The sequence below is a fragment of the Streptomyces sp. NPDC051104 genome (assembly GCF_040682835.1).
Taxonomy (GTDB): Bacteria; Actinomycetota; Actinomycetes; order Streptomycetales; family Streptomycetaceae; genus Streptomyces; species Streptomyces cynarae.
Map to the genome: position 1 here is coordinate 110095 of NZ_JBFBBS010000011.1, position 11399 is coordinate 121493.

The following is an 11399-nucleotide window of genomic DNA, read 5'->3' on the forward strand; positions in this document are numbered from 1 at the left end:
GGGCAGCCATGTCCGCCCCCGCCACCCCCGCACGCTTCACCCTCGACTCGGCCTTCGGGATCGGAACCGCGTCCATCCCCGCCTGTACGGATCGTTCGTGGAACACCTGGGCCGCTGCGTCCACAGCGGTCTGTACGAACCGGGCCACCCCGCCGCCGACGCCGCCGGCCTGCGTCAGGACGTGCTCGCGCTGATCCGGGAGCCGGGCGTCACCACCGTGCGCTACCCGGGCGGCAACTTCGTCTCCGGCTACCGCTGGGAGGACACCGTCGGACCGCGCGAGGAGCGGCCGGTGCGTCTCGACCTCGCCTGGAAGACCACCGAGACCAACGAGTTCGGCCTCGGCGAGTTCATGGACTTCTGCCACAAGACCGGCACGGAGCACATGATGGCCGTCAACCTCGGCACCCGCGGCGTGGAGGACGCGGTACGGCTGCTGGAGTACTGCAACCACCCGGGCGGCACCGAACTGTCCGACCTGCGCATCGCCCACGGCGGCGAGGAGCCGTACGGCATCAAGATGTGGTGCCTGGGCGACGAGATGGACGGCCCCGGGCAGATCGGCCACAAGACGGCCGAGGAGTACGGGCGGCTCGCCGCCGAGACCGCCCGCGCCATGAGGATGATCGAGCCGGACCTGGAACTGGTCGCGTGCGGCAGCTCGGGCTCCGGGATGTCCACCTTCGCCGCCTGGGAGGCGACCGTCCTTGAGGCCGCGTACGACCTGGTCGACCACGTCTCGCTGCACGCCTACTACGAGGAGACCGACGGCGACCGGGACTCCTTCCTCGCCTCCGCGGTCGACATGGAGCACTTCATCGAGTCGGTCGTGGCCACCTGCGACCACGTCCGCGCCAGGCTGAAGGCGACCAAGCGCATCAAGCTTGCCTTCGACGAGTGGAACGTCTGGTACCGGAGTCGGCCCAATCCGCACACCGTGGAGGACTGGCAGCAGGCGCCCCGCCTGCTGGAGGACGTCTACACCGTCACCGACGCCGTGGTCCTCGGCTCGCTGCTGATCGCCCTGCTGCGGCACGCCGACCGGGTCACCGCCGCCTCACTCGCCCAGCTCGTCAACGTCATCGCGCCGATCATGACCGAGCCGGGCGGGCCCGCCTGGCGGCAGAACACCTTCTTCCCCTTCGCCCACGCATCGCGGTACGGCCGCGGCCGGGTACTGCGCGTCGAGGTGGACAGCCCCACGTACCCCACGGCCCGGTTCGGCGATGTGCCCCTGCTGCACGCCACCGCCGTGACCGACGACGAGACCGGCACCGTCACCGTGTTCGCCGTCAACCGGAGCCAGACCGAGGCGCTGCCGCTGGAGGTCGGCCTGCGCGGCGGCGACGCGCACACCGTCGACGAGCACCTGGTGCTGTCCGACGCCGACCCCGACGCCCGCAACACCGTGGACCACCCCGACCGGGTGACACCGCACCCGGCCACCGGCACCCTCGTCAAGGACGGGGTCCTGCGTTCCGAACTGGAGCCCCTGTCCTGGAACATGATCCGTCTGACGCGCACGCAGAGCTGAAGGAACGGCACACTGCTCCGCCTCACCCCAGCGCCCGGTCGAGATTGAACGCCGCGCTGATCAGGGCGAAGTGCGTGAACGCCTGCGGGAAGTTGCCCTGTTGCTCGCCGGTGTGGCTGATCTCCTCCGCGTACAGGCCCAGATGGTTGGCGTAGGTGAGCATCTTCTCGAACGCCAGCCGTGCCTCGTCCAGCCGTCCGGCGCGGACCAGCGCCTCGACGTACCAGAAGGAGCAGATGGAGAACGTGCCCTCGTCGCCCCGCAGGCCGTCGGGGCTGGCCTGTGGGTCGTAGCGGTAGACCAGGGAGTCGGAGACCAGGTCCTGGGTGAGTGCGTCCAGTGTGGACAGCCACTTGGGGTCGGTGGGCGCGATGAACTTGGCCAGCGGCATCATCAGCACGGACGCGTCCAGCACGTCGCTGTCCTCGTGCTGGACGAAGGCCTGGCGCTTGACGGACCAGCCGCGCTGCATGATCCGCCGGTAGATGGTGTCGCGGCACTGCAGCCAGCGCACCATGTCGGCGGGCAGGCCGCGGCGGCGGGCCATCCGGACGGCCCGTTCGATCGCCACCCAGCACATCAGCCGCGAGTACAGGAACTTCTTGCGGCCGCCCCGGGTCTCCCAGATGCCCTCGTCCGGCTGGTCCCAGTGGTCACAGACCCAGTCCACCAGCGCGCAGACCTGGTCCCACTGGTCGCTGGAGATGGGCTGCGCCCACTTGTCGTAGAGATAGATGGAGTCGATCAGGGCGCCGTAGATGTCGAGCTGGAGCTGGTCGGCGGCCGCGTTGCCGACCCGGACCGGTGCGGAGCCCTGATGGCCCTCGAGGTGGTCGAATTCGTACTCCGGCAGGTCGGTGCGGCCGTCGATGCCGTACATGATCTGCAGGGGGCCGGACGGTCCGCCGTCCCCGGGTGTGATGTGCCGGTTCACGAACTTCATGAACGCCTCGGCCTCGCTGGTGAACCCAAGCCGCAACATGGCGTAGACGCAGAAGGCCGCGTCGCGCACCCACACGTAGCGGTAGTCCCAGTTGCGTTCGCCGCCGAGCTGCTCGGGCAGGCTGGTCGTCGGCGCGGCAAGGATCGCGCCGGTCGGGGCGTAGGTGAGCAGCTTCAGGGTGAGGGCGGAGCGGTGCACCATCTCCCGCCAGCGACCGCGGTAGCGGGACTGGTGCAGCCAGCGCCGCCAGTACTCCACCGTGGCGGCGAACTGTTTCTCGGCCTCGACGCGTGCGCACATGCGCGGCGCCACGTGTTCACCGACCTGGTCCAGCGCGAAGACCGCCGACTCGCCCTCGGCGAGTTTGAAGTCCGCCCACACGTCCCGGTCGTCGCCTTCCAGGGGGACGGTGGCGGTCAGGGCCAGCGACAGGTCGGCGGACTCGAAGACCGCCACGTCACCGAGCAGCCGCAGGGTGTGCGGCTGCCTGCCGTAGTCGAACCGTGGAGCCACCCGTACCCGGAAGGGCAGGGAGCCCCGCACGCACAGGACCCTCCGGATCAGCCGGTGGCGTTCGGTCTCGACGGACGCCGCTCCGACGGGCATGAAGTCCTGCACCTCACCGACGCCGTCCTCGGTGAAGAACCGGGTGATCAGGACGTTGGTGTCGGGGAAGTAGAACTGCTTCGTGCGGCCCGGCACGGTCGCGGCGAGTTCGAAGCACCCGCCCCGCTCGGCGTCCAGGATCGCGCCGAAGACGCTCGGGCAGTCGAAGGAGGGGCAGCAGTACCAGTCGATGGTGCCGTTGCTCCCCACCAGCGCGACAGTGCGCATGTCACCGATCAGACCGTGGTCGGCGATCGGCAGGTACCGGGAGCGCCCGGGCCCGTACTGCTCGCTCGGCGTTTCGGCCATCGCAGCCTCCCTGACCACCGGGTACGCGCACCGCAGGTCCCAGAGTAGGCGCAAGGCGACGGGGCGGCACGGGGAGCGGATCCGCCCCCGGCCGCCGGTCGTCAGACCGTGATCACCCGGACGCCCGCCTCCTCGAACCGCCGCACCGTGTCCGCCCCGGCCGCCGTGTCCGTGACCAGGGTGTCCACCGCCTCCACCGCGCAGATCCGCGCGAACGCGCGCTGCCCCAGCTTGCTGGAGTCCGCCGCGACGACCACGCGCGCGGCGCGCTCGCACAGCACACGGTTGATCGCGGCCTCCGCCTCGTCGTGCGCCGCCGCGCCGTGCGTGACGTCCAGGGCCACGACGCCGAGCACGGCCACGTCCAGGGTGATCTGGCCGAGTACGCCGTCCGCGAGCGGACCGATCAGCTCGTACGAGTGCGGTCGCGCGACCCCGCCCGTGACCACGATCTTGAACTGGGGGCGCACGGCCAGCTCGTTGGCGATGTTCAGCGCGTTGGTGACGATCGTCAGCGCGGGCGAGCCCGACGCCAGGTCGCCGCGCACGGCAAGCGCCCGCGCCACCTCGGTGGTGGTGGTGCCGCCGGTGAGACCCACCGCCTCGCCGGGCGTGATCAGACCGGCCACCGCCTGTGCGATGCGCTGCTTCTCCGAGGCGCGGCGGGCGGTCTTGTAGCGCAGCGGCAGTTCGTAGGAGACCCCGTGCACCACCGCGCCGCCCCGGGTGCGCACCAGCATCTGCTGCTCCGCGAGCTGGTCGAAGTCGCGGCGGATCGTCGCGGCCGACACCCCGAGCTCGGCCGCCGCCTCCTCGACCTCCAGCCGGGCCCGCTCGACGAGCAGCTCCAGCAGCGCCTTCCAGCGGGCGTCGCGGGACATCCCCACTCTCCGTTTCCTTGACCTTGCGGGTGACCCTAGCGCACCGCACTTCCGTCACCATGCTTGATCGTGCTCGAAAGCTCGCTCTATCGTGCAACAACAAGCATCACTGGCATCGCTGGGAGGGTGCGGCATGACGTACGTCGAGCAGGAGCTGACCAGCCAGCCCGAGTGCTGGACGCGCGCCGCCGAGAGCGCGCAGGGTCACAAGGACGCGCTGCCGGCGGCGGGGGAGCGGGTGGCGATCGTCGGGTGCGGGACCTCCTTCTTCATGGCGCAGGCCGCCGCCGCGCTGCGCGAGCGGTCCGGGCAGGGCGAGACGGACGCCTTCGCCGCCTCCGAGTTCCCCCGCGGCCGGGCCTACGACCGGGTCGTCGCCCTCACCCGGTCCGGCACCACCACCGAGGTCCTCGACCTCCTCGGCCGGCTCCGCGGGCAGGTGCGGACCACCGCGATCACCGCCGATGCGCTCACGCCCGTGACGGAGTGCGCCGACGAGGTGGTGGAGCTCGGCTTCGCCGACGAACGGTCCGTCGTCCAGACCCGGTTCGCCACCACCGCCGTCACCCTTCTCCGCGCCCATCTCGGCCTGCACTCGGACGCCGTGGTCGCCGACGCCCGCACCGCCCTGAAGTCCCCGCTGCCCGAAGGGCTGGTCCAGCGCACGCAGTTCACCTTCCTGGGGCGCGGCTGGACCGTCGGGCTCGCCCACGAGGCCGCGCTGAAACTGCGCGAGGCCGCGCAGGCGTGGACGGAGGCATACCCGGCGATGGAGTACCGGCACGGCCCCATCAGCATCACCACCCACACCACCGCGACCTGGATGCTCGGCGAGGCACCCGACCAACTGGCCGCACAGGTCCGGGAGGCGGGCGGGCTATGGGTGGCCGGCGGCCTCGACCCGCTCGCCGAACTCGTCCGCGTCCAGCGGCTCGCCGTCGCCCTCGCCGCCGCCCGCCGACTCGATCCCGACCGGCCGCGCCATCTGACCCGCTCGGTGATCCTCGCACCCGATTCCCGCGCCCGGTGAGAAGGAGGAGCCGTGCCCCTCGCCCCCACCGGTGAGCTGATCGCCGCCGCCGCGGCGGCGGGCGGTGCCGTCGCCGCGTTCAACGTCATCACCCTCGAGCACATCGAGGCCGTGATCGCGGGCGCCGAGGCCGCGGGCGCCCCCGTCGTGCTCCAGGTCAGCGAGAACGCCGTCAAGTATCGCTACGGGCGGCTTCTCCCGCTCGCTCGCGCCGCCGCCGCGGCCGCCGCGCGTGCCGCCGTGCCCGTCGCCCTCCACCTCGACCACGTCCACAGCGACGACCTGCTCCGCCAGGCACCCGGCGCCGGGTTCGGCTCCGTGATGTACGACGCGGCCCGGCTGCCGTACCAGGAGAACCTCACCGCGACCCGCGCCGCCGCCGACTGGGTGCATGCCCAAGGGCTGTGGATCGAGGCGGAGTTGGGGCAGGTGGGCGGCAAGAACGGCGAACCGCCGCCCGGCCCGCACACACCCGGTGCCCGCACCGACCCTGCCGAGGCCGCCGCCTTCGTGGCGGACACCGGTGTCGACGCCCTGGCCGTCGCCGTCGGCAGCACGCACGCGATGACCACGCGCACGGCCGCACTCGACCACGCCCTGATCGAACGGCTCAGTGCCGCCCTCGACGTACCGCTCGTGCTGCACGGCTCGTCCGGACTGCCGGACCACGAACTGACCGCGGCCGTCGCGGGCGGCATCGCGAAGGTCAACATCGGCACCGCCCTGAACGTCGCGATGACCGGAGCCATCCGGGAGTTCCTCGCCGGGCGGCCCGAGGCGGTCGACTCGCGCGGCTACCTCGGCGTGGGACGGGAGGCGATGGCCCGGACCGTGACCCGGCTCGTGACCGTGCTGCGGGACGGCGGCACACCCGCATCGGAGCCCCCGCGCCCGTAGGCGTCCCCCCGGCACGCTCCACGCGGGGAACGGTCGCGGGTTCGGCTACTTCTTCACCGCCTTCAGCACGACGAACTTGGGGTCGCTCGCGACCAGTTCGCTGTTGCCGAAGAGGCGGCGCAGTTTCACGTGGTAGCCCAGATGACGGTTCCCGATCACCCACAGCTCGCCGCCCGGCCGCAGGGCGCGCCGCGCGCCGGTGAACATGCGCCAGGCGGTGGCGTCCGTCGTCGCCTGGTGGGAGTGGAACGGCGGGTTGTTGAGCACCAGGTCGACGCTGGCGGCGGGCACCCCGGACAGACCGTCACCGACCCGGAACTCCGCCCGCCCCCGGACGTTGTCCCGGTAGGTCGCCTCCGCCGAGGCCACCGCCTGGTACGACTCGTCGGTGAACAGCACCTCGGCCTCGGGGTCGGCCAGCGCGGCCGCCAGCCCCACGATGCCGTTGCCGCAGCCGAGGTCCACGATCCGCTCGGCGCCCCGGCCGCGCGGAAGGTGCTGGAGGAAGAAACGGGTGCCGATGTCGAGTCGGTCGGCGCAGAAGACGCCCGCGTGGTTGGTGACGGTCCGGCCGGACAACGGGCCGATGCCGTCCGGGAGTCGGTAGCGGTACGGCCACGGGTTGCTGCCCCGTTCGAGGTCCGGGGCGGGGGTGCAGAAGATCAGCCGGGCCTTCTGCTCGGCGAGCGAGGTACGGGTCGGCCCGAAGACGCGCTCGATCAGCTGCAGCGTCGAGGTGTGGATCTCCTTGACCATGCCGGTGCCGATCACCACCGTGCCCTCGTGCACTCCGGGCGCCAGCCGGTGCAGCTGGTCCTCCAGCAGCGCGAGGCTCTTCGGGACGCGGATCAGGAGCACGTCGACACGGGACGGCGGGTCGTCCCGAGTGCTGAGCAGCCGGACGGCGCCCGGGTCGACGCCGTTGCGTGCGAGGTTCGCGCGGGTCGCCTCCTGCACCAGGAACGAGTCGGTGATCTGTGTCGGACGGTGCGCCGCGAGAGCCGTGGTGAGCGCACCCCACCGGTCGCCGACGACCACGACCGCACCGTCGAGCGGGGTGCCGCTCGCCGCTAGGTGCCGCAGCAGATACGCGTCGGAGGCGTCCCAGGCGCGCAGCCGGTCGCGGGGGTCCTCCGGGAAGCGGGCCAGCGCGCACTCGCCCCACGGCGTGGTCAATCGGTCGTTCATGGTGCGTCCAGGCTAGCCGAGCCGCAGGTGGGGCCCCGTCCCCGGTGGGCCGGATACGTGATGATGGAGCCATGGACGCCGAGCTGTTCCCGCGGAGCCGCGCACAGATCGCCCCCGGCGCGGTCCATGTGCCCGACTGGCTCGACGCGGACCGTCAGCTGCGGCTCGTGGACGCCTGCCGGGAGTGGGCCCGCCCGCCGGCCGGACTGCGGACCGTGCGCACGCCCGGCGGGGGCACGATGACCTCACGGCAGGTCTGCCTCGGCCGGCACTGGTATCCCTACGGGTACGCCCGCACGGTCGTCGACGGCGACGGCGCCCCCGTGAAGCCGCTCCCGGACTGGCTCGCCGCACTGGGCCGCGACGCGGTCGAGGCCGCCTTGGGCCCGGGGGCGGTGGCGTCGGAGCCGTACGACATCGCCCTGATCAACTTCTATGACGCGGACGCCCGTATGGGGATGCACCGCGACAGCGACGAGAAGTCCGACGCGCCCGTGGTGTCGCTGAGTCTCGGTGACACCTGCGTCTTCCGTTTCGGCAACACCGAGACCCGGGCGCGCCCTTACACGGACGTGGAGCTGCGCAGCGGGGACCTGTTCGTCTTCGGCGGCCCGGCGCGGCTCGCCTACCACGGGGTGCCGAAGGTGCGGCCGGGGACCGCGCCGCCCGCGTTGGGGCTGACGGGCCGGTTGAACATCACACTCAGGGTCAGCGGCTTCGGCCGGGACCCGGAGCGGATCATGGGAGACTCGCCCTCATGAGCGGTAAGGCGGGCCCCCGGGCGGTAGGGGAAGGGAACACACGGACACGGCTGGACCGCGGGCGCGGCGCGCTCGGACCCGCGCTGGAGCTGGTGCACACCGGCCGTGCGCCGACGCGCGCCGTGCTCACCATCGAGCTGGGCGTCACCCGGGCGACCGCCGGAGCGGTGGCCGCCGAACTGGAGGCGCTCGGCCTGATCCGCGTCGACGCCCACCCGGGGGCCGCCGCCGGGACGCAGGGCCGGCCCTCGCACCGGCTGGAGATCGCCGAGGACGGACCCGTCGCGCTCGCCGCCCAGGTGCACGCCGACGGCTTCCGGGCCGCGCTCGTCGGCCTCGGCGGCCGCATCGTCGCGACCGCCCCCGGCTGCGAGACCGTCGACGCCGACCCGGCCAAGGTGCTCGGCTCGGTCGTCGAAGCGGGTGCCGAACTGCTGCGCGAGACCGGGCGGCGCTGTGTGGGCGCCGGGCTCGCCGTGCCGTCCGCGGTCGCCGAACCCGAGGGCCTGGCGCTCAACCCGCTGCACCTCGCCTGGCCTGCGGGAGCGCCCGTACGGGAGATCTTCGCCGAGCGGGTGCGCGCCGCCGGCATCACCGGGCCCGCCTTCGCCGCCAACGACATCAACCTGGCCGCGCTCGCCGAGCACCGGCACGGCGCGGGCCGCGGCTCCAGGGACCTGCTGTGCGTGGCCACCGGGCACCGGGGCGTGGGCGGTGCGCTGGTGCTCGACGGACGGCTGCACACGGGCAGTTCGGGTCTGGCGCTCGAGGTCGGCCACCTCACCGTGAACCCGGAGGGCCGCCCCTGCCACTGCGGCAGCCGTGGCTGCCTCGACGTGGAGGCGGACCCGCTGGCCTTCCTGGCGGCGGCCGGGCGCCAGGCCGGTCCCGAGGTCTCACAGCTTCAGCAGGCCAACGACCTCATCCGCACCGCGTACGCCACCGACCCGGCCGTCCGCGGCGCCGTCGAGCTGCTGATCGACCGGCTCGGCCTCGGCCTCGCCGGCCTGGTCAACATCCTCAACCCGGACCGCATCATCCTCGGCGGGCTGCACCGCACCCTGCTCGACGCCGACCCCGAGCGGCTGCGCGCCGTCGTCGCCGACCGCAGCCTGTGGGGCCGCAGCGGCCAAGTCCCGGTCCTCGCCTGCACACTCGACCACAACAGCCTGGTCGGAGCGGCGGAGCTGGCGTGGCAGCCGGTACTGGACGATCCACTGGTGGCCCTCACCTGACGCGGCTTCAGGCGCCGGACCGAGCAGAAGGTTGATTCGGCTCACCACCGCCGTCCCCACGGCAGCTCACCCGGTCCAGGTGCCGACATGGGCCGCCTCTGCAAGGAGCAGCACTCGCCCGCCCGCCTACTCCCCGGGAGGTATGCACACTGCCGCCGGCCGTACGACGACCCGGACCCCCTCCGGGAGCCAGTCTCTAGGCATCACCCGACAACCCACCGAGGGAGATGACCTCACGGTGCAGACCCTGGCTCACTGGGACGGCGGCCCCGGCCCGTGGATCCCGTTCTTCCCGCTGATCTGGGCGGCCGTCGTCGTAGGCGCCGTCACCGTCCTGCGCCGCACCGCCTGGCGCGGTCGCGGCGGCCCCTGGCGCCCGATGGAAGGCCGCCCCGCCGGCGACTCGCCGGTCGCGGTGCTCGGCCGCCGCTTCGCCTCCGGCGAGATCGACGAGGACGAGTACTGGCGCCGCCTGTCCGTCCTGGACGAGCAGTTCGGCCGCACGGGCAAGGGCGGTTACGCATGACCGCGGTGACCGGCACGCGGACGGCCGCCCGGGTCGATGACGCCGTCAAGGTGCGCGCCGGCGGCGACACCGCTGTGCGGGCCCCGGACGAGGTGAGTTCCGGCTTCCCGGCCGGCCGTTTCGCCTCGGTCACGGGCCCCTCGGCGTCCGGCGAGTCCACGCTGCCGCACTGCTCGGCGGGCGGCCCGCCTTGACGTCCTGCGGGCCATCCCCATGGAACGACCCGTCCGGCGCGCACCGGAAGGAGGGTCACCGCCCGGTCAGCCGGCAACGGCGGACCGGGCGGGAGCATGTCGGGTCGTGTGCTCGTCGACCGCCACCGGCCCGCGGGCGGGCACTTCGAGAGCCCGTTCGTACGGCGTACGGCTGCGCACCGGACCGTCCGGCGCCGCCGACGGCGCGGGAAGCGTGAACCAGACGACCTTCCCCGACTCGCCGTCCGGACGCGCCCCCCAACTGGCGGCCACAGCGGCGACCATCGCCAGACCGCGTCCGCTGGTGGCGGAGGGATCCGGCGCGCGCAACTCCGGCAGGCGCGGATCGTGGTCGTGCACCGAGACGGTGAGCCGGTCGAGCAGCAACTCCATCTCCACGGTGCACGTCTTGTCGGGCTGGGCATGCAGGTGGACGTTGGTCAACAGCTCCGTCACACCGAGCGCGGCCCGGTCGATCAAGGAATCGAGATGCCAGTAGCGCAACTGCGCCGATACGATTCTGCGGACCTGGCCGATCCGCGACGGCAGGGCTTGGAGCTCCACCGTGCAGTGCCTGCTTGGCTGGCTGATCACGGCTGCGACTCCCCGAATTGAGGTCCGGAAGAAGACACGGAGATCGGATCCAGCAGGGTGGCCGGGTGTGCACGCCGCCTGCTGTGCGGCTGAGTACTCCGGCCGCCTGGTGCGGAACGGCTTCGTACGGCGGCCGCCCGCTGTCGTGACCGGCGGCTGGTTCTTCAGCGTAATCGCCGGTAAACCGAGAGTGATGTGAGACCAGAGTGACGCAGGGCACGCCGCGCCGCAACTCACGCCGCGCTCAGCCGCCGCGACCTGCCGCCTTGCGGACCGCCTCGATGAACCGCCGCGCCGACGGCGGCCCCGGCTGCCCCGGTTCCGGGTCGTGATCACCGAGGGTCAGTGAATAGCGGGTGCCGTTCAGATCGGCCAGCGCCCGGTCCTCGGGCGCGAACCAGGGCTGGGACGCACACACCGCCTGCACCGGCGCGCTGTCGATCTCGCTGCCGTAACTGGTGAGCAGTCGCAGCCTGCCGTCGCTGATCCGGACCTGCCCGGCCCGGGTGAGCGACCGCAGCCCCCTCCCGATCCGCACACCCGTGGCCGTGAACTCCGGCTCCGCCATGATGTCCGCCCCCTTGTGCGTTCGGCTGGGCCCGCTGCGGATCCCGCCCGGCGGCGCGGTCCCACGGCCTCGATCGAGAGTTCGGTCGTGATCCAGTGTGCATCCCCGGCTCGGACGGGTCCTCCGGGCGGAG

Annotated in this window: 10 protein-coding genes and 2 pseudogenes; 7 read left to right on the forward strand and 5 right to left on the reverse strand. The window is 72.5% G+C overall.

All coding sequences use genetic code 11. The features are described from left to right. The first annotated feature begins 8 nt into the window (after positions 1–8). A pseudogene (locus tag AB0N14_RS18615) lies at positions 9–1534 on the forward strand (alpha-N-arabinofuranosidase). A 22-nt stretch (positions 1535–1556) separates the two neighbouring features. Here the strand turns inward: AB0N14_RS18615 and AB0N14_RS18620 are convergent. Continuing rightward, positions 1557–3392: a glycoside hydrolase family 15 protein gene (locus AB0N14_RS18620; RefSeq protein ID WP_366026750.1), complete on the reverse strand. Its 1836-nt coding sequence runs from the start codon at positions 3390–3392 to the stop codon at positions 1557–1559. A gap of 101 nt (positions 3393–3493) precedes the next feature. After that, a complete protein-coding gene (locus AB0N14_RS18625) occupies positions 3494–4273 on the reverse strand; it encodes a DeoR/GlpR family DNA-binding transcription regulator (RefSeq protein WP_366026751.1) in 780 nt (259 codons plus the stop codon). 133 nt (positions 4274–4406) lie between these two features. Here AB0N14_RS18625 and AB0N14_RS18630 point away from each other — a divergent pair, with 133 nt between their 5' ends. Together AB0N14_RS18630 and AB0N14_RS18635 are read left to right on the forward strand one after the other, a co-directional pair. Beyond that, complete coding sequence (locus AB0N14_RS18630; protein WP_366026752.1) at positions 4407–5303, forward strand: sugar isomerase; 897 nt, start codon at positions 4407–4409, stop codon at positions 5301–5303. Between the two features lie 12 nt (positions 5304–5315). Next, positions 5316–6200: a class II fructose-bisphosphate aldolase gene (locus tag AB0N14_RS18635; protein WP_366026753.1), complete on the forward strand. Its 885-nt coding sequence runs from the start codon at positions 5316–5318 to the stop codon at positions 6198–6200. 45 nt (positions 6201–6245) lie between these two features. Here the strand turns inward: AB0N14_RS18635 and AB0N14_RS18640 are convergent, their stop codons facing one another. Further along, the gene (locus tag AB0N14_RS18640) at positions 6246–7388 is read right to left on the reverse strand and encodes a methyltransferase (protein ID WP_366026754.1); all 1143 of its coding nucleotides are present in this window, start codon (positions 7386–7388) and stop codon (positions 6246–6248) included. 71 nt (positions 7389–7459) lie between these two features. Between AB0N14_RS18640 and AB0N14_RS18645 the strand changes: the two genes are divergently transcribed. From AB0N14_RS18645 to AB0N14_RS18660, 4 genes and pseudogenes are all read left to right on the forward strand, one after another. Next, positions 7460–8149, forward strand: coding sequence for an alpha-ketoglutarate-dependent dioxygenase AlkB (locus tag AB0N14_RS18645; RefSeq protein WP_366026755.1), 690 nt, complete (start codon positions 7460–7462; stop codon positions 8147–8149). Next, positions 8146–9384: an ROK family protein gene (locus AB0N14_RS18650; RefSeq protein WP_366026756.1), complete on the forward strand. Its 1239-nt coding sequence runs from the start codon at positions 8146–8148 to the stop codon at positions 9382–9384. Before AB0N14_RS18645 ends, AB0N14_RS18650 begins: the two co-directional genes overlap by 4 nt. A 238-nt stretch (positions 9385–9622) precedes the next feature. Beyond that, positions 9623–9910 carry an SHOCT domain-containing protein gene (locus tag AB0N14_RS18655; protein ID WP_366026757.1) on the forward strand — a complete coding sequence of 96 codons (288 nt, stop codon included), beginning with the start codon at positions 9623–9625 and terminating at the stop codon, positions 9908–9910. After that, positions 9907–10092 (forward strand): annotated as a pseudogene (locus AB0N14_RS18660) (ABC transporter ATP-binding protein); the annotation flags it as partial. The gene AB0N14_RS18655 and the pseudogene AB0N14_RS18660, both read left to right, overlap by 4 nt. 78 nt (positions 10093–10170) lie before the next feature. On the opposite strand, the gene AB0N14_RS18665 reads toward AB0N14_RS18660, so the two are convergent. After that, positions 10171–10698: an ATP-binding protein gene (locus AB0N14_RS18665; protein WP_366026759.1), complete on the reverse strand. Its 528-nt coding sequence runs from the start codon at positions 10696–10698 to the stop codon at positions 10171–10173. A 244-nt stretch (positions 10699–10942) separates the two neighbouring features. Further along, the gene (locus AB0N14_RS18670; protein WP_366026760.1) at positions 10943–11266 is read right to left on the reverse strand and encodes a hypothetical protein; all 324 of its coding nucleotides are present in this window, start codon (positions 11264–11266) and stop codon (positions 10943–10945) included. Positions 11267–11399 lie beyond the last annotated feature (133 nt).